Source organism: Brevibacillus reuszeri (assembly GCF_002897295.1).
Taxonomy (GTDB): domain Bacteria; phylum Bacillota; class Bacilli; order Brevibacillales; family Brevibacillaceae; genus Brevibacillus; species Brevibacillus reuszeri_A.
In genome coordinates this window covers 30,925-51,568 of record NZ_BEXF01000015.1, presented here as the reverse complement: position 1 = coordinate 51,568, position 20,644 = coordinate 30,925, and the positions used below count along the sequence as shown (strand labels likewise).

The following is a 20,644-nucleotide window of genomic DNA, read 5'->3' as shown; positions in this document are numbered from 1 at the left end:
TATAAGCTTATCTACCCTGCGACGGGGTGAAAATTCTCCATTCCCCGTCGTGAGAGGGAATGGTAAGGAGAATGCGTGATGAAAATTGCCGTTTTTGTACCAGTATCTGAAGATGTTGTCTATGAAGCTGAAGTATTTGTAGGTAACAATAGTGAAGCTGAAGCCATGCAAGCTTTCTTCAAACATACTGGAGTTGACTATCGAGAATTCCAATCATCTATGGACCCTGACGAACTTCTAAGAGAAGGCGATACGATCGGATCATACATCAAAATAGTAGAATTTCCTTTACAGGTAGTTATTGAAGTTTATGGTGGCATTGCGGGGGTAACAAGTTCGCCAGACGGTATAGAGGTACAAATTATTGATCACGATGAATCAGTACTTTCGTGGTAAACAGATCACAAGTAGACTGTAAATCCAGTGTAGTAAAGTCAGTAACATAATACCTTTTTACAGCTCAGACAGGGGGCTTATTACGAACATCCCCCTGTCAAAAGGGATGTAGAGAGGAAACCGATAAATGAATCACGTTAAGAAAACCGAGATGCTCCAGGATCACGTTCGAGAAATATTTGTCAAATATGTAGGTCACGATGACTGGGATAGAGAGTTATATCAAGATATTGAGAGCAAATGTATGTATGCCCTTGTAGATGACTGCTGCTTCTATACGATCACCAGTGCGGGCGAACCGATACAACCGCTTCAAAAGGACATCAAGGTTTCTATAATCGATCACTCTGACATACAGAAAAAAACTGTAACACTTACTAAGGAGTGTCATGTTATGAAACGCTTTGCCATAGTACTGGTTGAATATGATGCAAGTCAGCTTGAAGAACAAGATTTGACCCTACAAGGTGAATTGGGATGGTTAAAAGATTCTGGGATCCATGTAATTCGCATATGTGATGATATCAACCAAGCCGCTGATATCAATAAACATGTAGACAAACTTTTTAACCAAATGAAAAGAGCTACTAGCTAGGGCGTATTTTTTGCCCTAGCTTCTTATTTTATTGGGAGGAATGTTCACATGTTGCAATGTCAATTTTGTAGGGAAGAGTATCTTGAGGATGAAGCGGAGATCGATTGCTACAATCAAGGCTTTTTTTGTGATTGTTGTGATGGTTACACCTACATCAATATGGAAGCAAAACAGCATAGATTTACTTTATTACTTGAAGATAATAATGGAGCAAATCCAGCTCCTGCCGCAAATAGTGGATCATTCAATAGAAGAATGAGTCTACTACGCTACCCAGGAGGCAAGAGCAAAATTATTCCATATATCTACTCAAAACTTACTGAAAACGCAACGAAACGTTTAGTAAGTCCTTTTGCGGGAGGGGCCAGCGCAGAATTAGCAATGTTAGAAGCGGGAGTAATCCAGGAGCTCGTTTTGAATGATTTTGATTTTGGGATATATGCTCTATTCTGGACCGTCATAAATGCTCCAGATGAGTTAACTTACAGAATACAAGTAATTCGACCAACGCACAAAGATTACTTCACTGCACAAAGGATTGTGAAGTCTGATTATCAAAATTGCACGATTATCGATGCAGCGTGGTCAACGTTACTCCTTAACCGTTTAGCTTATTCCGGAATTTATAGCGCAAATCCATTAGGTGGACGTACGGGAACCAAGGAGTCTTTGTTGTCTCGGTGGAACCCGGATGACCTGTGCAAACGGGTTAAGCGAATTTATCGGCTTGGTGAACAAATCACTGTATCAAACATTGATGCGTGTCAGTTGATCGAGGAAGAATACTGGAGTCCAGACACCACCCTTTTTCTTGATCCGCCTTACGTAAAGAAAGGAAAGCAGTTGTACCGGTGCTACTACACCAGAGAAGATCACTTCGATCTAAAGTTTCTATTGGAAAGTCTCTATCACGGAGTACCAGGTGCGGATATCATCCTCATCTATGATAATGATCCATTGATTGAGCAGATCTATTCGCTTCCAAGGATCGAAACAGTGAGCCGAATTTACTCAATCTAGCAACCAATATTGAACGGTTTATCTAGTGCTTATGTTCCTGTTCATTTTTTGAGTGGTAAGCACTCTGATTCTCCTTATTGGACAATAATTCAAAGGAGAGAATAATGATGTTGCTTGTATCCATACGTGAATTAGTAAGAGGCAAGGATGTTTATTTGTGGGAAACATGCGAGTTTTGTAATAGTCGATATATTGAGGGCTACTTTGCTGATCCGGGTAAGGAGAGTCATGGTTTTATGGGCGTTGCCCACTGTGGAAAATGTCAAATAGCGGTACAGAATAGTTGTGAGGTAGTTGATGTAGCATTAGGTAAGATGTGGTAAAATACGGTTATACGTATTTTTTTCTCTTTTCATGTTAACGGTGATCTCACCAGATTCTCCGAAATTGTTCGGATTAACACGTTATCGACCCTGTTGGTCGCATTCATGGTTTATTTCATGATGCCTCCAAACGGGTCGATTTTTTGTTTTTCTGGACGCGTTGAGGGAGGGAAGGATTTTGATGTAATCATGTGCAACTATTACAAGACGGAGGTTTTATCATGGGAAAGAATCCAGAAGAGAAACAAGAGATTAACCAAACGGAGTTGCTACATAACTTGTTACTCAACATCGCGGAACGATTTGATCCAGCATTGGATACAATCCGAACGGCTCACAACGAGCAGCATCTACGCTCTTTTTTTCTAGAACTACTCATTTCACCATTTAAAAATGTGGTACAGCTGTTTAAAGTTGCAAAAGTTAAAGGCGTGGCAACCACAGCAGGGGTTTTCTTCAGTGGGTATTTACTATCTACCTTTGAGCCGGTGAAAGAGTTTGTTATGGCGAATCCGCTTTCTGTCGGTTTCAGTGTCTTTCTTTTATGGTACGCAACGAGTGCATTCTTCCACTTTCTCAACATGGCCAAGCTTGATCGGAAGGATATTTTCCACATTGTTGCATTCAGAACCTTACGTAAAGCTGAGTATCAGCTATTTGAACCCTTTGTTAAGCAAAAAACACAAATTGATCTAGCTTCTGTCGTACAGTGGTTTTACAAGGAAATTCGAAATGAGCAAATGAATGCAGAATTAGCTGAGGTACGACAAGATCGCGATATGTTCCTTCAAAGCTACAGTGATACCTATGAGGATCTTCAACGTACGATGGAGGAGTTACATGACTTAACCATTAAGCATCAAGACAGAATGAAATACTTGTACAAGATGATTAGTGGTCAATCGAGGAATGTTACTCGTGTATCTAATAACATCTTTGATATCACGTCTCTTAACTTCATCGCGCCATATACACTATATCGTTTAGTGGAGAACACCCTTGTTTACGTGGGTGAGTCAGGAACGAGTGGCAATTCACCAGTGAGTATTGATGTTTCCAATCCAGAATATCAAGACTATGCTGCTGTTAAAGCCATTCAGTCGCCAAAAAAGTTTGCCCAAACAGATGCTGGCCCATTACAAAACAGAAAAGTAGCATCTTTCTTTGTTAAACTCACTAGCGAGAAAGCGTATGTAGTTAATTTTCATCTTGATGAGCACAATCTCTTCTTTGAAGAAGATGAAACCCGTAGTATAATAAGTCTACGATCGATCCACGAAATTGTTGAGTCACATTGTAGATTGATGGACAAGCTGGATATTCTTATTCTGGAACAACGAAAGGAGGAAAAGGGATGAGTACAAATACTGCCCTTAAGCCAAAAGATGTTACGCTCCCTCACTACACAGAGTTAATAGAGGAAGAAACAAACAAAAGTTTGGATTTCCTTCGTTCCGTTGAGAAGCGTGCTGCTGAAATTCATGCACGAGTTCAAATGACAGCTGCTAAGTATCAAGTTGCTAGTACAGGAAGAAAAGATAAATAAATGAAAAAGAGGCAAGGATACTTATTATTCCTTGTCTCTTTTTTTTATCCGCTTTTTGATTTCTTCAGCTCGCTCTTGTACTTCCTGCATGAATTGTTTTCGCCGTTTTGTCTCAGCATCTATTATCTCTGAGTAATGGGGTAACTGAGGATCCAGTGGTAGATAGATGATTTTTCTCTTATTCTTCATGATCACTCCTCCTTATCATTAGTATTGACAAGAAAAGAGAAATGAAGACCAAGTAATAGAACAACTAAATTGATAAAATGAAATAAGAAGAAGACAAAAAGAAAGAGACGCTGGACCTTTATAATCCGCGTCTCTTTTTTAGCCGTTCGGCTTGCTTTGCTTGGTATTTTTTCTGATACTATTTTTTCTATGAACCTAGTGAAGGTATTGTACTAGTTACTACTGAACTGATTTTGTCCGTTTTGAGGATGGGTTCACTGTTAAGGGGAAATTGACGTTCATTATTTATTTATAAAAGTAACGATAATCAAATGGAACTTCGCGAAGCAAATAGTCTGAGTTCTTGGGGATTAATTCAATGTTGTCTAAGGCAAATTTCGGAACGAGTTTACCTTGTACTAGATGATAAATGACTGTGCGTGTAATAAAACTGTTCTCATACTCACCTACAATGAACATTCTTGGGAAATCTGTACTTCTAAGACTGACCAGTATGTCAGTAGTTGTTGTTACTTTTTCCTTTTGATTAACCTTAATAACCTCGTTAACTTTCATTCCCTTTTCAAGAGAATAACTCGTTTCTACCACGTTGTTTTTAGGGACTAGTTCAGTTATAGACTGTAGGTATGTAACACTAATGCTGCTAAACAGAATTGAAAATACTGGTGCTGTTACTATTATGACAAAGAGCAAGTACTTATTTGAGACGGATATTTTATTTATACGTTTTGAACATTCTAAGAAAATGTCCAAAACGATGAACAATAGTTCCAATATGCCTAAAATCACCCATAATACTGTAAACGACATGGGTACTAGGTAAAAGATAAGTAGAAGCACAATGAATGGGATGGTATAAAAACATATATAGCCAAAAAATCGAGTCTTTTTAAGTGCATTCTCAGTTGGTAAAAAAATAAAGACGAGAAACGTAATCGCAATAGCGACTATGAAAAAAATTACTCCAATACTTATCATTTTATTTAATGAAACATCTATTAGGTCAGTTGGAATTCCATAGAGTCTATATTTAGTCAGTAGAGAAAAATAGGTGGAAATATAGGCTGCTCCACTGAACACAGCAAGAAGAATCGAGGTATCTAAGAAAGTGGGAATCAAAGATTGGGATTCAATTTGTTTTTGATTAGAACTTTGTCGCCGTTTTGATCTCTTACTCATACTGTTTCCTTTCACCGTGAGATACGATTTTAGCTAAGTATAGTGAAGAATTCAAGGCATTACAAATAGTACCAAGCGTTAGGTGATGATGAAACTAATATCTTACATGACTTGAAAATTTACGGATTCAAATGGTGGAGGGAATGAAGAATACGATATTAAAAAGGGAACAGACAAGAAGTATGTAGTAGCCTGGGTTCTTACCAGGCAGTGAGTATTAATCGAAGAAGAGTGTTGAGGATCATCCAACACAATCAAAACTTAGCGATTCGATTTTTGGTGAGCGAAGCTTTCCATCTCTTGTAAAGCATTGGAATTTGATCGTACAACTGATGAGTGGATCTATGAAATACCAATCTTTATTTTCCCGTCGCTTAAGGTGACGTGCTTGCATGTAAAAATCTTTAGTAATCGCTGCGGTTGGTGGAAATTCCAGAACACCAACATACTTTCCGTTAATCGACAGGCCCCAACCAAATTTACTTTTCCTAATGGAGGAGATTTGACAAGTTACATATTGATAGGCCTTTGTTTTTACCCAGACATCGCTTGGCCTAGAATCCAAGTAGTAATGTGATTTGGGACCAGAATTGGTGTTATAAGAACAAATCCCTTCCAATCCTAACTCTTTAGCCCTCGCAAATAGAGCAGCGCCATCCTCATATAGTGGTGCCACTGACATTACATCTGTGGGTGAGACATATTTCTCCAGGGCTTGCCTGCGAATGTTGAAATCTTCATGGATTAAAGACTGGTCATTTATCCAAAGGGTATCCCAACAAACAAAATGAGTAGGCAAAGACTGTGATAATGAGGCAATAGCCCGCTCCTTTTTGGTATGAAATCTCACCATGACATCATCCCATATCGGTTTAGGAGGAGATGTGGTTGGATCTAGAATAATTGCCTCAGAATCAAAAATACCGTTCTTTATAGGAAGATCAATCTTCTTCAGCTCAGGGTAAAAACTTGAAGTTATTTCATTTCCATGGCGGGTGAAAGCACGGCAGGTTCCGTTATCATAATGGAGTAGTACTCTCATTCCATCGTACTTGAGGGCGTGCTTCCAGCCATCCTTAGTGATTACAGTTGGTGAAGGTTGTAATAGCATCGGTTTTATTGGTGTATTCAACATAGAAAAGCCTCCTAAATCCAACTTATCATGAGGAGACTTTATCGGGTATATGGAATGAATGGAAGTTGAAATTCCCTTCTTCATTACATCTAGCATCATAAAAGATAACATCCATTATAAGCGTTCTCAGATTCGCTATGAGCGACTTTTTACATTTTGGGTGATTATAACCCTTAAAGTGCTGAAAACCGCTTCTGGGCCCTTATAAGAGGACCTATGATCGAGGAAAACACCTGAAATAACTCTTCAGGTAATTATTCAATAGCCGTTGCCTATTTTCTATTCTGAATTTTACTTCTGAATGAGCTTATATATATGGACCCGAAAAAACCTACTACGGCAAAAAGCAGAAATTGAATTGTGTATGTATAGATTGGAATAGTTCTAGAGACAAGAAGAGCCATTGCGCAATAACCTGCTGTAATGATGGAGGCACCGATTATGGTGACTATTAAATGTATTCTCCAAAAACGTTTCAATATCTCACGATAACTCAAGTCTTGAACCTCCTTCATTCAAACGGGTTTTAGCAGATTTCATCTTCGTATAAGAACGGTAATTCTTAATAAGTTTATCCTAGACATGTGAAGGGAACAAGTGGGAGTTCTAGCAATGGAGAGAAACAGAATATCTTTTTCAAAACACATAACCTATGTTATATTTATAGTGATACAACGATTGTTAATTTTTCACAAAATCATTTCTAACCGAAAGCATTCGGGATAACATTGAATCGACCCGTTGGTCGCATGTATGGTTTCTTTCATCATGCCTTCCAGGAGTCGATTCTTTTTATTTGCCTTAATAACTCGAAATGCGATGAGGGATCGAACTGGAAGGGGGAGTATCATTGAGTGGCAGATAACTGAAAATGTATTTCAAAAGTACAGGAAAGGATGGGAAACCATAGCTTTTCTGTTTTTTTATTTTCTAAACAAAAAGCGTGATGAAAATACATGTCTATAATTACTAAGAGATTGGAGTTGTTTTGCATGACGAAAGAACTAGATATTATCATTTCAAAAGAGGTTGAGTATGACCATGCTGAGCTGGGTACTGGATTTAGAATAGATGGATCTCCAAACTCTAATTGTTGGCAAGCGTATGAAAAAGTTGCAACCTTCAACATTTCACACGAAGAACAGATTCCTGAGAAACTTCTCGAAACTTTACTTTTCAATGGTATCGATACTGATCTGAATGATACTGCTTTTACGCTTGCCAGTGATTGTAGCCAGCTAAGATACTCACGTACGGAAGATGCATTTGGTAATGAGTGTGGTGTCGATCATCATTATTCCGGGAAACAAATTTATCAAGCAAAATATTACTTTGACTTTCGAATAAAAAACGTAAAAGACATTGAACAGAAAGAACTTGAGTTACTATTTCCGAAAGTAGACGTTTGGTGAAGTGGAGTAAGACGTGAGTACCAGTTTAGGTGTTTACCATGGAAAGAGAGGTTTGGACAATGAGTGAAGATGTGAAATCATTTCTAGATAATTTTCATTACCATTACAGAGACCACATGGAGAATTGTAATACGATGCAGTTAAAGGAGTTTTTGAATGACTTTGGGAGCCCGCTTATTGTACTCGAAAACATCCGGAATCTACAGTGCGAAGATACAGTTGATGAAATATTAATGTGTGTTGGCTATGCTTTTGCTGAATCAATTCAAAATGTCATGCAACAAGTATTAGAGATAGACTATAAGATGGAGGAAATTGGGTATTATTTAGATGGTCACTTGCGTTGTATCATTGACGAGTGTGAGAGGGAGGAACTCGAACTTACATGTGTTGGGGCAATAAAACATCAATTCATGAAAGACAACGGCATGCTCTCTTTTGCAGTAAACATCACTTTACGCAATTTACTACAAACAAATTGGATTGAGGAGCAGCTGCATAGAATTCGTCAGTATGTACATGCCAGGATGCAAGTGTGGACGCTGGTAGGGTGAAAAATTAAGTGGAAATGCAATAGCCGATATCACTATGGATCACAAGTGATATCGGCTATTTTTTCGGTTCAATGCATAATTACGTTTTCCTGAAAACCAATTATCGTTCTTTCATAAAGCCGCTCTTTCAAAACTTTATTACATCCAAAAAACGTTCCAAATTCGTATTTTTAATACTTTTCCTTCTAAATCGAATTCCGTAATTCAATTCCGTTTGATACACATAGTGGATTTTTTTATCAAAGTCTTGGTATGTGTCATGGGGAGTATTACAACTATTTATTTGCCTACGTATATCTTGGATATTCCCTTGGACGAATATCCAAGTCGAACGAGCTTCTGTAAGAGCCATTCGTACAATCGGTAAGTTATCTGTAAGGGTAGGCTTAATGAGGATCACGTGTTTATCTGTAAAAATGTATTCTTGGGATTTATCAAAGTGTTGTGTTTGATCATCGCGAACCGGTCCCAGCACGTATATTAATACTCTAATTCAAGAGGGTTTTCAGATAGAGAAGGTAGTTGAAGATGTTGTCATCGAAGAAGAAATTAAATCGGGAGATCCCGCAGTGTGGTACACGCATAATAAGGCATCATTATTTCCCCCTGCTTTTATTATAAAGTGCACAAAAATATAATGCGCTCCGTTCAACTCCCATGAAAATAAAAACGCAAAAAGGTAATAAGAAAGTGGACCCAGCTTAATGGATTTTAAAAAAAGCTGTGCCTATTCCAACTATTAAATTAGTCTGCATAAAAATCGAGTTTGCTTTAAACATAAAAAATGGGCTTGGCTGGTGCAGCAACCAAAAAGGATTAATCTCCCATACGTGCTACTCAAAAATGAGTGCGACAATCTGTGATGCACCGTGGTCGCCGTAGTCAGACTAACGGGTGGGCTCTAGGCACCATGTTGAAACGACCTTCTTCGCCAACTTATCAATCATTATGGACGCATTGAACCATTTTCATCATCTGTGGTGCAGCAGCGCTGCATGGGTGGCTAACGGGTACGAGAGCTCAGATAGTTGAATATACCACACCACGAGGCTGCCGCAGTGATGATCGGCAGCCTCGCTCCGCTAATGGGCAGGATAGTGGAATATAACTGCGAATGATGTTCCTACCTGAAAAACGCAATCCTAATATTACAAATACGAGACTCAATGCTTTTCGAAGAAAAACCAATCAAAATGATGTCAGATGATATGTTTGGTTTAATATATTGTTTGATTAGTGATTGGACAATTGATATACTGGCGTAATACCCTTTTTAGGGTCACTATTATAGGGGTGTTATAAATGCCATTACAAATGTATGAAGATTTTATTAATCAAGCCAAAGAAAATCTTCGTCAGGATCACCGATTACTTGGACTTCTTGCAGGTGGTTCTATGATTACAGGTTCTATGGATGAGTACAGTGACTTGGATTTAATTGTGGTATACGATGCTGGATACCGGGAAGAGATAATGAATCAACGTGTTCAAATTGCAGAGAAGCTAGGGAACTTGTTATCTGGCTTTACAGGCGAACATGTGGGAGAACCGCGTGTATTGATTTGCCTATATGGACCACTGCCACTACATGTTGATTTAAAGTTTGTTACCGTTCAGGAACTTGAACAAAGGGTTGAGAATCCTATAATCCTTTGGGAGAGAGGAGAGGAAATCAGCGCTTTAATTGAAAGGACCTCACCAATCTTTCCTGACCTCAGTCCCCAATGGATCGAGGATCGGTTTTGGGTATGGGTGCATTATGGTGCTACAAAACTTGGAAGGGGAGAATTGTTCGAGTTAATCGATCACATTACCTATATGCGAAACGCAGTACTTGGACCATTGTTTCTTATCAAGAACGGTGAACTTCCAACAGGAGTAAGAAGACTAGAACAATATGTGAGCGAAGACATTGAAGAACTAAAGGAAACTATTCCAAACCACGGTACAGAGAGCTGTTACCGCGCTTTACAAATGACCATTCGACTCTATCAACAACTTCGTCAGCATTTAGGGAATTTCGAATATAAAACCGAGGCGGAACAAGTTTCAGTTGCTTACCTCGAAACTGTTTACTCCTCTTTAGATAAATAGATACAAATCATATTGTTAAAAAACAACTGTAATCGCTATTGAAAAATAGGGTAAAAATATAGTTATTCAAGTAACGGGTACGATATCTCAATAAACCAGGCCAGTCTAACACTATATTTTTGTGTTTTGACTGGCCATTTTGTATGAAAGGATTGAATAGTCTAATACCTATTTTTCTAAGGTAAAGAGCTTTTCTTATACAGGAATAGCATCAAATCAACAACATCAGTCTAATGTAACGTAGTGCTTTGACTATATTGGTGTACAAAAAACGGCTAAAAAATATATCGACTAATTTCCATTTTTTCAGGCGTTTTTGCAAAGTTCTATAATCAAAGCACTTAGAACTTTACTTTGGATTAACCTATCAATTATTCAGTATCTATTGTTTCTTCTGCTAATTTATCAGCTTCTAATTCAAATAATCCGATATCTGTTTTAATTTTCATTTTTTTCTCATAAGCTTCGTTCCATTCTACACCGCACTTTTTAGCATGTAGTCTTGGGTCGTAAGGAACACCCTGTTTTAAACATGAGTAGATTACTGTTGCTAATTTACCACAAACATGTCCAATCGCTTTTCGTTTATTCATACCCCGTCCTACTAAACGGTCATAATGTGCTTTAAATACAGTAGGACCAGTATTGGGAGCAAGCAAAAGTAAGGACATTAAAAAGAGTATGCGTCGAGTATCACGAATACCTTCATAGGTCATCCTGGTCTTTGAAACGGATGTACCTGAAGTTTTACTTTCAGCAGACACACCAAGATATTTTTTAAATTCGAGATACGTAGAAAAACGTTCTACGTCGCCAATAGCTCCAATTAGAGTGCAAGCCATTACATCACTCATCACAGGAAATGTTTTAAGAATCTGATTGTAAGGATGGGGCGAAATATTTCTTCCTTTGTCACCTTGCAACAACGTTGCAATTTGCTGATCTATTTTTTCAATAGCTTCCTCAATTCTGATGGCCTCCTCGATCAGCCACGTTTGCCTATCTTCAAGGTGAGGAATAGTAATAGCCAATGTTTCTTTTAGAGCATTTGAGAGCGCTTCTGATGCTTTTGTAGCAATATTCTTGCCACCCACCTCAATTATCGCTTGCCTTAATTCCGCTTGCGTTGCTAAAGCCATTTTTTGAGCAGTTGGATACTTTAAAACCAATTTGAACACTGTTTTAGTTCCTAATTTTTTAAATCCACTCTTTAGATCGGGATGTGTAACTGCAAACAGCTGCTGGACTTGATTTTTACGTCTCGTTAATTGCGTTGACAGGAGCCATCTATCACGAGTTAAAGTCCTAAAAAGAACTTGTGTAGGCGTGGCTGGTTTTACAATACGGACACTTTTCATGTCTGGATGCAATGATTTATGCCATCCCATATAAGACATAATCCGAGCATCTATGTCATCGGATTTCTCTGTAATACCAAGCTGTCTTTCACGAAAATCTTTAACGGCTTTGTTTTCTACCTGATAAAGTTCGTAGCCTTCATTTAGAAGTACACGCATCAACAAATAACTATAATGACCACCAGTTGGTTCTAGTAAAATAAAGAAGTCTTTTGGTGAAAGGCCGAATTTTATCTGAATATCTTTGAGTGCATTCAAAAAATTATGTATTCCTTTACTGTCAGCGTTGAACTTCATAGTCTTCGTACGTTTCCAAGCTTTATCTGTCCTGAATTGCTCAATTGAGATGCATGAAGCTACATGAAAATCAGCTCCAATATCTACCCCTACATAAAAAGGGTACCATGCTCTTTGTTGAGTTGATGTCTCATGTTTTGTATCAGTTATGGATAAAAAAGGGTTCCCTAGATCCATCTTAGCACCTCTAATAGTTCGGCTATTGCAGCATGTAGCACCAAATTATCCAAGTTTCTGTGAAGACTCCAGAGGGTCCAATGTAACATGTCAGGATTGTAGCATTTGGTGCAGTACCCACATTAAAAACAGGAGTCTAAACCAGCTCCATACTATATTAAGGGTTTACTGCTCTTTATAGTGCTTATAATAACACTCCTAATCATTTCTTTATAGTGCTTTAGGATATTTTCGCAAGAAAATTAGAAAAAGACAGGCAAATACCTGTCTTTGTTAATATTATATAAAGAAGTGCAGTGCCAACCATATTAGTGGAGTGCCCCAACTCTTTATAAAAAGTCCAAGAGATAGCATCTGTTGGCTTCATGCCGATCTGTGGTGGCTAACCCTAAAGGTCACTGCACAATCTTATTATTCCATAGAATCTATTTCTTGTCCTCTTTTTAATTAGAGTATCTTACTTAACCTTCCGGTTATATACTTGCGGTTCCAATTAGAATGAAGGAGTATCAGCTATCTAAAAATACTTTATAGGAGTCCATCAAAATGGCTTTCACATTAGACTCAGTAGTATAGCTGATACTTATTGTAAATTTATCATTAGCAAAACTGGAGTACAAGTCTGAATAAATCAATTAGAATACTAGACACCAGCCATTGAACTAATGGGCAGTTATCTTCAAATGCCTATGTTAAAATATGGTTATAAGTGGTCAAGCCATCGAACAATATTTGGGGAGGGCCGGTATGGATAAGAATTCTGTTTATAAAACAAACAGTTTCTATTGGGATACAAAAGGAAATGACTTCTTAGGAGCAATTGTGCTTCCTTTCTATGGAGCATTTGTCTCAGAAGAAAAATGCCAGCTTTTTGGCGACGTTTCGGGGAAAAAGATGCTGGAGATCGGCTGTGGAAACGGTCAATCCTTGCAATATCATGGAGAACGCAAAGCATCTGAACTATGGGGTATGGATATATCAGAAAAACAAATCGAAAAGGCAGCGCAACATTTGAAGTCATGCGGTCTTTCAGCAAAATTGATCTGTTCTCCCATGGAAGAAGAATGTGGCGTACCAGTGGATTATTTTGACTTTGTTTATTCGATTTATGCCATAGGCTGGACCAGCGACCTTGAGGGTACTTTTTGCCGGATCGCATCTTACCTTAAAAAAGACGGTGTATTTATTTTCAGTTGGTCTCACCCTATACACAAATGTGTTGTTGCAGAAAATAATAGGCTTGCTTTTAAAAAATGTTATTTCGATGAATCTTGGTACTCGGTATCTCTTGATGATGGCACTCTAACATTATCGGACCGCAAACTATCAACCTATGTGAATGCGTTGGCAAAAGCGGGATTTGTAATTGAGCAAATGATTGAGCAATCTGATGATGAAATCATGCAATTGCGGTACGATAACAGCGATTTTGCAAAAAAAGCAAAGATGCTGCCTGTAACTTTTGTAGTCAAAGCAAGAAAACTATAGGGTATCGTTAGTTGAATAAAAAGAGGTATTCAGGAATGTATTTTTTGCTCCTGAATACCTCCTTTATTTTCCAATTAGATTTCTAAGTACATATGCGATTAACATGTAGTTCTTTAAGATTGTTATAAAGAACTACAGAAATACTTTATTTTCTCTGAACAGAACGTACATCATGAGATTGTTAAATTGTCTTTCGACCTCTTTATGTTCATTTTCTGTTGTGCTTAAACGGCTATTGATTTCCTTAACTCTTTGCTTTGTCTCTTCAACCCAATCAATTGATGTGTTTATCTGTATATAATTACATGTTTTACCAGTGTGATAAATGGTACTAAAGAGCCACTGACACCGAAAGCCGTTTACACCACTTATCATTGTAAATCCGGGTTTGGCTGGACGTACTCCATGCCCATCAAGCTAAGAACCTGCATTTTGGAATCAAGTGATGGACTCTCTTACTTTCATGAATAGTCGATTTGCATACATGCCGATATACACATCGGGAATTTCTAACGTTTCCCCTGGTTGTAGACGTTCCATAATGTCTTCCACTGATTGGGTGCGGTATTCCGATTTCTTCTTTCGTGAAAAGTAATTTCCTTCGCTTGATGGGCATGAGGTCTGCTCACGATATAAAAAAATAAGATATGAACCGAACCTTTTTCCGCTACAGAGGCAATATAGTGTGTAAGTTGCTTATTCAGAGAACAAATAGAACAATCCGATTCACATTATTTACAACAAAAAAGGAGCGAAGTAATTATGAAAAAACGATTAATTGGTGGAATCGTTGCTACTGCGATTTTGATTCCAGCAGCAGCATTTGCGGCTTCTGCCGTGATTGACATGCCTACAAGAACACCGATGACTACTGAACAAGTCAAGGTGGATGAGGTTGGCAAATCAACGCTTGAGAAGCTGTATCTCGCATATCCTGAAACAAAATCGTTTGAGATTATCGATGCAAGCAACGTTCAAGGTGATGTATCCAAAGGGAAAAATGTAATCAACGTGAAGCAAACAAGTATCGTACTACAGGAAAAAGGAGGAACCGGCAAAAAGATTACCCTCCATACAAACGGTAGTACGGATGAGATTGAACACGTGATTCAAGAGAATTGGGAGCCTAAGGAGAAGTCACTCATTACTTTAAGTGATCAGGAAATCAAGGCGAAGGTATCTGATCTTATTAATAAAATGTATGGCAACGTCGAACAATACAAGGTTGCTATCGAGCAAATGGAAAATCCAAATCAAAAAACATGGATGTTGAATTACACCAATGAGATGTTCGATAAACCGGTTTTCCAGGTTTTTGTTCAGGACAATACCATTAGTCTTACTAAGATCGTAGGTATTCCTACAGCTGATACACCTTCTGATACACCTTCAAACATTAAAGTAGAAGGCCTATTCTCTAGAAATGGTAAGCCTGATTATTTTGCTGATAACTTTTTAAACGATGAAAAACTGTTTGCTTTACTAAAAATCAGCCCGACAGAATTAAAACAAGAATTAGCAAAAGGTAAAACTGTTGTGGAGATTGCAGCATCTAAAAATGTCACGAAACAACAAGTGCTTGATGTGATTGCAGAAACACAGGCTAGAGGACAACTTCAAGGTGATGGAGTACCGATCACCGAGCAATCACTGAAAGAAATGATGAAAGCAGCTGAACCAAAAGTATTGCAAATGATTGAACACAGAACAGAAACGGAATGGTAGAAAAACAGAGTCAACTGGGTTACACAAGTAAAAGAGAAGAGGCGGGGGAACCGCCTCTTTTTTTATGGACTAATTTTTCAGACAGGTGGTTCTTAGCTTGATGGGCATGTGGCTTACACCAGCGTAGCTGACACATTACTTTAAATACGTTTGCGTGTGGTGTCAGCTACGCTGGCAATGCCCCTCCTTAGCTGCCTGTAGCTCGCTTGCTTTCCGATTGATGCAAGCTGTTAAAAAACGGCGGCGATCCTTTAATTAAGTGATGGTTGTAGAAACAAAACGATTATAATCATCCTATCAAGGTTACCTTCTACGAAAAACATTGGGACGTTCTTCATAAAAACAGACGCGATTTCTCGCCTCTGTGGCTATTCTTCGTAAGGTGGAATCCAGAATTCCTTCCCCTCATGCTCGATGAGCTTATCCAGCCATTCTGTAAATGTCAGGTCAATGTCAATCGGGTTGTCAGGGTCCATTGATTCAATCCATGTGAGGTAGCCGTTTCCGCTGTCTATTCTGTCTTGATCTACGCATACGCATCCATTTGAGTAATCACTCCAAGCAATAGGATAGTAGCTTCAACTGCATGAGCTGCTTCCTCCAAGGTGACTGCTTCAAAAGAACCTAAAGCATTACGCTTATCATCAACTGAGGCAGCATGTTTCTCAAGCCAATCGTTATTTGGTTAATCAAGCATTAAACTCATCAACTTCACCTCATATTCAAGATAATTGAATAGATGTATATATTAGTTCTTCAATTCAGCGAGATATAGCATTCTACTTTCAGGTATGTCAATTATTGTTAAACAGACAAAGTTCCTTTCTCTGTCTATATTCAGTTTTACCAGTAAATACTAGGATTATAGAACAGTTGGAAGGGGGTAAAAAAATGACTACGGAAAATAAAGTTCCTGATCTATTTATGGGTGATGTAGTTGTTTACGTCTATAGATCAGGTAAAAGAACATATCTAAAGAAGGGGATATTCCTTGGGTGGATCGCTCCAGGTGTAAACGCGTATCAGAGTTTTGTTAAGCTTCAGAACTTAGATATAAATAATAGGACGATTCGAAAATGGGAGGGGATAGAAGAAAGTCCATCTCTTAGAGCGCTCATTAAAGATTTTAAAATCAAAAACGGAACAACTGTAGAGATATATCGCACTCCAGAAGAAAAAGATATATCACTATTTACAAAGATTAACTTGAATTCGGTAGTTCAAATATGTTCTCATGCCATTACTAAATCCGGATTACTTGTTGATTTAGAGATCTCGTATGCAGATTCAAGGAGTGACGCTGAATATGACCCAATTCGAAATGTAATTACAGTGTTTCCAGATAATTTTCTCAATACTTTACGGGATAAAGCATTCAAATCTAATTTACTAGTAGAAGAGTCAACTCAAGTGATAATTTATCATGAGATAGGCCATGTATTAACGCTACCAATGTTTCCACTTGATGAGTATCATCAATTAATTGACGATATCAATTGCACTTCAGAATCTATAAAAGGGGTTTCACTATTAGATATTCTCTTTTCTAAAATAATGATTACAGATGCTGATAAGCGAGAATCTCACAAATTTTTACTATCAAGGGTACAAGAGACGATCGTAAAAATAGAAAGATACAATAAACTTTTGTTACAAATGGAAATTAAAGCGTGGGAAGAGGGAAGAAAACTAATCCCTCAATCATTACGAAAACATTTTGATAAGGATTTTGAAATGCTGCTTAATTCATATAGGAAACAAGGCGAAATTCTGCTAAATCGATATCAGGGTGTTTGCGATAGTTTAAGTATGTAAAATCTAATGTCCTAAGATTCAACGGACTGTATGTATTTGTTCATCGATGACGCCAGACAAACGTGCAAGGACAGTGTTTTGCCGTCCAGGGTTATACAACTGAATGGTAGGATTCAAGGAAAGTAAGGCATTTGCGAAAACCAACTAAAGCAGACGATTGTGAAGCTTTATGCTCAATGGATGCAGCCTAATTTAGCTTTTGAATTGCTAAATCAGATTGCATTTTTTTGTGCTATTGTTTTAGTAACATTTCACTTGTTAGGAGGAATAATTGTTGAAACCGCTCTATGAAACATTGGCTAATACAGTAGGGTTAAGAGCATTTATGATTAATTACGAACTTTTAAAAGAGGCGTATGAAAAAGATTGGACATACCAAGACATTAAGAACCAATTGAATGGTGAGTTTAAGATTTCAACAGCTCAAACAAAGGTGTCAGCTGGAAAGAGAATTTTTAGATTAGGTTTAGAAATGGAAGTGCTTGATCTTGTCCGTAATTCAAATCGTCACGAAGTTTTTCAAGTCAAAGAAAAGGCAAATCAACTATACAACTGCATCTCAAAATCTACTTAGGAAATGTTGTTTCCTACAGGAGTTGTTGTTAGAAAGGTAAAAAGAATGTAATTGATGTCTTAGAGTGTCCGGAATTACAAACATTGATCTAATACTTTATAAAATCATCAAGTTTGCGGGGCGGAAATTTTAAATAATGATTTTAGACTACCAAAACTATTCGATACTGAAATTCCTTAATATCTCGGTTTTGACTTTGCCATGTAAGCTCTTATGCGGATTAGTTCTGCATCTCTTGGTGTAAGTTCTTGCTCGATAATGTGCTTTTCCACTTTATATATATCGAAAAATGACAGCTTAATTGTTCCGACGCGAGGGTCTTCTGTTTTCATTCCGTTTTCAAATAAATAGATAAACAGAGCTTTTAGGAAGACTTTCATAGAATGCTTGCCTCCGGTTCAGATTATTATTGACTATTCGAATTAGCGAGAGATCGGGGCGGTTCTAAACGAATCGCTATGAACAATTGCGTTAAGGAACAACCATGACAAAGTTAATTTGGTGCATGAAACTTAAGGATATTAATAAACAATTTCTCATTTTCAAATTCATATTTATACGTTCTTTTGGCCATTTTAGTTTCTGTATTAAGTAGGGCATGACAATGCTCTCTGCAATTTGAAATCCTTTCACGTTCACCACCTCCTTATCATTCATTATAATGCTACAATCATAATTTATCCCGAGGCTTGCTACTGACATAGGATAAAAAGGGACATTGTAGCAGCACAAAACCCGCCTTGTATATGACTGGGCGGGTTCTTTACCTTAGTATCACTTTCTTGATCCTGAATAGATTATCTCAACTTTCGCTTAAATCATATCTATTTCAAAAGGAAGATAGAAGTGCAGCAATCAAGCAAACTACTCCAGCAATCAAAGACATTACTGATGAAGCAAGTTTTAACCGTGAAGCTGAGAAATTACCGATGGTCGTTTGAGTCCTAGACATCATCAAACCAAAGGAACCAGCAAAAAAGAAGATAACTGAAGCTAAACTAAATAAAATCTGCATAGGATCCATTAGAACACTTTCTTATTATTATATATTTTATGTTTATGCAGAGTCATTGGGCGTACTTGTGTCAACTAATCGGAGGGTCTTCAGTTTTCATTTCGTTTCCAAGTAAATAGAAAAACAGAGCTTTTAGGAAGACTTTCTTAGAAAGCTTGCCTCCGGTTCAGATTATTATATGAAAAATGTTGTCCATTGACTAGCAGGTTGCAGGTAATCCTTTAGGCAGCTATTTTTTTCCGGATGTAAACGAGTTTAGATAGATAAAGGAAGACAAAACAGCAGTAATGCCAAAGCTTTACCAACCAATAACTATAGCATTTTCTTTCCAGTAACGAACCATAGGTCCAATTTCCAACTGATTCGCTTCATCTTGATTTATCTTTTCTAGTGGAATATCAATCCATGTTGATCCGACATGTGAGTTAAAATAAATTGCGAATGCCCCAACTCCGAACATGGCCGGAATAGAAATATGGTAGAGGATACGCTATATTTTTGACATTGTGAATTACCTGCCTATTGGCTCTTATAATAGTCGACAATACAACTATTCATTCGCTTTCCTAAAAGCTTCCTTTATCATCTCTTGGCTGATGTGGTTGTAAATCTGAGTGGTTGCTGGATTTTTATGACGAGCTGCTTGTTGGGTTACAGCTATATCTCTGCTTATAGAGTGGAAGCGGGTTATGAATGAGTGTCGTAATTTATGAATGGACATTGAATTTTTCTCGAACGCAATGGAATATTTCTTAACGATTTTTTGTAGTGAACTCTTGTTTAATCTTCCTGGTTTACCTGTACGCGTTGAGAAGGAAACAAATAAAGCATTCTCCTCTTCGACCACTTTATAATTACTGACTCGTACAGAGAGGTAACGCTCTAAATCTGTTTTTGCAGTATCCCCAAAATACAGAATGTCCTCAAGTCCGCCTTTACCAATAACCCGTACGGTATTATTTTTCATTGAGATGTGTTCAAGATCCAACGCTTCAACCTCAAAAGCCCTCAAACCTGTTGCTAATACCAAAGAGATAAAGGCCGTGTCACGGTCACGGTTTTTTAAGTGCATCGTTATGTCTCGTTTGTCTTTACAGAAGCTTAGGTACCCTTCATATATGAACTCTAAGAATTCTTTTTGTTCATCGTATTCATCAGTCTTAACGAGTATCTTATTTGCGATTTTATCAGCTTTTGATTTTGCTGTTTCTTCAATTTTGTGCAAATCGACTTTGGCCATCACATTTCGGTGGAGTAGGGGACTACCATCCTGATTTTCAGCTAAATCACTTAGATAACGAAATAAGCTCTTTAAGCTTGATAGCCTTCGATTAGCTGAAGATTTTTTATAATTATCATCCAGATAACTTAGATAGAAATTAACATCATCGAGAGATAAATCATTGAGAATAGACAGAGGAATGTCCTTTAATTCCCCAGAAAAATGCCCTTCTTGTACTAGCCATTTGAAAAATATTTTATAATCACCTAAATAATTCAATAGAGTTTGACCAGATGATTTTCTCCATATATGAAGCATGTAGCGTCCAACGTAGTCAGGGAACAGAACGAGTTGTTTTCTAACCTTTTCTTTAGTCTCTTTATTCTTTTCATCGAGAAACGAACCCACAGTTATACCTCCAAGTAAGAACATGATGAGCTGAAACTGTATAGTGATTCGACAAAATTCGCCCTAATTCCGCATAAATGTATTAATGCGGAATTAGTTAACCATAAAAATATTATGGTTAC

At 37.7% G+C, this 20,644-nt stretch carries 20 protein-coding genes and 1 pseudogene; 13 read left to right on the top strand and 8 right to left on the bottom strand.

Annotated features, from left to right (window positions below):
- The first annotated feature begins 78 nt into the window (after nt 1-78).
- The 5 genes from C3B52_RS21880 to C3B52_RS21855 all read left to right on the top strand — a co-directional run bounded on the left by C3B52_RS21880 (nt 79) and on the right by C3B52_RS21855 (nt 3,880).
- The gene (locus C3B52_RS21880; protein WP_103108513.1) at nt 79-396 is read left to right on the top strand and encodes a hypothetical protein; all 318 of its coding nucleotides are present in this window, start codon (nt 79-81) and stop codon (nt 394-396) included.
- A 127-nt stretch (nt 397-523) separates the two neighbouring features.
- Nucleotides 524-991 (top strand): hypothetical protein, encoded by a 468-nt coding sequence (locus tag C3B52_RS37135; RefSeq protein ID WP_201264925.1) that lies wholly within the window; start codon nt 524-526, stop codon nt 989-991.
- A 48-nt stretch (nt 992-1,039) separates the two neighbouring features.
- Nucleotides 1,040-2,011: a DNA adenine methylase gene (locus tag C3B52_RS21870; protein ID WP_103108512.1), complete on the top strand. Its 972-nt coding sequence runs from the start codon at nt 1,040-1,042 to the stop codon at nt 2,009-2,011.
- A gap of 544 nt (nt 2,012-2,555) precedes the next feature.
- On the top strand, nt 2,556-3,692 hold the full coding sequence (locus C3B52_RS21860) for a hypothetical protein (protein ID WP_103108510.1): 1,137 nt from the start codon (nt 2,556-2,558) through the stop codon (nt 3,690-3,692).
- Nucleotides 3,689-3,880 carry a hypothetical protein gene (locus C3B52_RS21855; protein ID WP_103108509.1) on the top strand — a complete coding sequence of 64 codons (192 nt, stop codon included), beginning with the start codon at nt 3,689-3,691 and terminating at the stop codon, nt 3,878-3,880. The genes C3B52_RS21860 and C3B52_RS21855 overlap by 4 nt, the downstream gene beginning before the upstream one ends.
- Before the next feature lie 24 nt (nt 3,881-3,904).
- On the opposite strand, the gene C3B52_RS36585 is transcribed toward C3B52_RS21855, so the two are convergent.
- The 3 genes from C3B52_RS36585 to C3B52_RS21845 form a co-directional block, all read right to left on the bottom strand.
- Nucleotides 3,905-4,069: a hypothetical protein gene (locus C3B52_RS36585; RefSeq protein ID WP_164684854.1), complete on the bottom strand. Its 165-nt coding sequence runs from the start codon at nt 4,067-4,069 to the stop codon at nt 3,905-3,907.
- A 285-nt stretch (nt 4,070-4,354) separates the two neighbouring features.
- Nucleotides 4,355-5,248 (bottom strand): hypothetical protein, encoded by an 894-nt coding sequence (locus C3B52_RS21850; RefSeq protein WP_103108508.1) that lies wholly within the window; start codon nt 5,246-5,248, stop codon nt 4,355-4,357.
- A gap of 241 nt (nt 5,249-5,489) precedes the next feature.
- Nucleotides 5,490-6,383: an ATP-dependent DNA ligase gene (locus C3B52_RS21845; RefSeq protein ID WP_103108507.1), complete on the bottom strand. Its 894-nt coding sequence runs from the start codon at nt 6,381-6,383 to the stop codon at nt 5,490-5,492.
- Between the two features lie 992 nt (nt 6,384-7,375).
- Between C3B52_RS21845 and C3B52_RS21835 the strand changes: the two genes are divergently transcribed.
- From C3B52_RS21835 to C3B52_RS21820, 3 genes are all read left to right on the top strand, one after another.
- Nucleotides 7,376-7,795: a hypothetical protein gene (locus C3B52_RS21835; protein WP_103108505.1), complete on the top strand. Its 420-nt coding sequence runs from the start codon at nt 7,376-7,378 to the stop codon at nt 7,793-7,795.
- Nucleotides 7,796-7,854: 59 nt separating this feature from the next.
- Nucleotides 7,855-8,349 carry a hypothetical protein gene (locus C3B52_RS21830; protein ID WP_103108504.1) on the top strand — a complete coding sequence of 165 codons (495 nt, stop codon included), beginning with the start codon at nt 7,855-7,857 and terminating at the stop codon, nt 8,347-8,349.
- 1,302 nt (nt 8,350-9,651) lie between these two features.
- Nucleotides 9,652-10,443 carry a nucleotidyltransferase domain-containing protein gene (locus C3B52_RS21820; protein WP_103108502.1) on the top strand — a complete coding sequence of 264 codons (792 nt, stop codon included), beginning with the start codon at nt 9,652-9,654 and terminating at the stop codon, nt 10,441-10,443.
- Between the two features lie 371 nt (nt 10,444-10,814).
- Here C3B52_RS21820 and C3B52_RS21815 read toward each other — a convergent pair whose 3' ends face one another.
- Nucleotides 10,815-12,275, bottom strand: a complete 1,461-nt coding sequence (locus tag C3B52_RS21815; protein WP_103108501.1) for an IS110 family transposase — start codon at nt 12,273-12,275, stop codon at nt 10,815-10,817.
- Between the two features lie 747 nt (nt 12,276-13,022).
- On the opposite strand from C3B52_RS21815, the gene C3B52_RS21810 reads away from it, so the two are divergent.
- Both C3B52_RS21810 and C3B52_RS21800 read left to right on the top strand, forming a co-directional pair.
- Entirely contained in the window at nt 13,023-13,763 is a 741-nt protein-coding gene (locus C3B52_RS21810; protein ID WP_103108500.1) for a class I SAM-dependent methyltransferase, read from the top strand.
- Nucleotides 13,764-14,525: 762 nt separating this feature from the next.
- Nucleotides 14,526-15,488 (top strand): hypothetical protein, encoded by a 963-nt coding sequence (locus tag C3B52_RS21800; protein ID WP_103108498.1) that lies wholly within the window; start codon nt 14,526-14,528, stop codon nt 15,486-15,488.
- Nucleotides 15,489-15,856: 368 nt separating this feature from the next.
- Here the strand turns inward: C3B52_RS21800 and C3B52_RS21795 are convergent.
- Nucleotides 15,857-16,063: pseudogene (locus tag C3B52_RS21795) on the bottom strand (SMI1/KNR4 family protein); the annotation flags it as partial.
- Between the two features lie 316 nt (nt 16,064-16,379).
- On the opposite strand from C3B52_RS21795, the gene C3B52_RS21790 reads away from it, so the two are divergent.
- Both C3B52_RS21790 and C3B52_RS21785 read left to right on the top strand, forming a co-directional pair.
- Nucleotides 16,380-17,303: a hypothetical protein gene (locus C3B52_RS21790; protein WP_103108497.1), complete on the top strand. Its 924-nt coding sequence runs from the start codon at nt 16,380-16,382 to the stop codon at nt 17,301-17,303.
- Between the two features lie 274 nt (nt 17,304-17,577).
- Nucleotides 17,578-17,877: a hypothetical protein gene (locus C3B52_RS21785; RefSeq protein ID WP_103108496.1), complete on the top strand. Its 300-nt coding sequence runs from the start codon at nt 17,578-17,580 to the stop codon at nt 17,875-17,877.
- Between the two features lie 176 nt (nt 17,878-18,053).
- Here the strand turns inward: C3B52_RS21785 and C3B52_RS21780 are convergent, their stop codons facing one another.
- Entirely contained in the window at nt 18,054-18,257 is a 204-nt protein-coding gene (locus C3B52_RS21780) for a hypothetical protein (protein ID WP_103108495.1), read from the bottom strand.
- Nucleotides 18,258-18,623: 366 nt separating this feature from the next.
- On the opposite strand from C3B52_RS21780, the gene C3B52_RS36580 reads away from it, so the two are divergent.
- Nucleotides 18,624-18,818, top strand: coding sequence for a hypothetical protein (locus C3B52_RS36580; protein ID WP_164684853.1), 195 nt, complete (start codon nt 18,624-18,626; stop codon nt 18,816-18,818).
- A 372-nt stretch (nt 18,819-19,190) separates the two neighbouring features.
- Here the strand turns inward: C3B52_RS36580 and C3B52_RS36575 are convergent, their stop codons facing one another.
- Both C3B52_RS36575 and xerS read right to left on the bottom strand, forming a co-directional pair.
- Nucleotides 19,191-19,352 carry a hypothetical protein gene (locus C3B52_RS36575; protein ID WP_164684852.1) on the bottom strand — a complete coding sequence of 54 codons (162 nt, stop codon included), beginning with the start codon at nt 19,350-19,352 and terminating at the stop codon, nt 19,191-19,193.
- A 90-nt stretch (nt 19,353-19,442) separates the two neighbouring features.
- On the bottom strand, nt 19,443-20,522 hold the full coding sequence (gene xerS / locus C3B52_RS21775; protein ID WP_164684851.1) for a tyrosine recombinase XerS: 1,080 nt from the start codon (nt 20,520-20,522) through the stop codon (nt 19,443-19,445).
- Nucleotides 20,523-20,644: the final 122 nt, after the last annotated feature.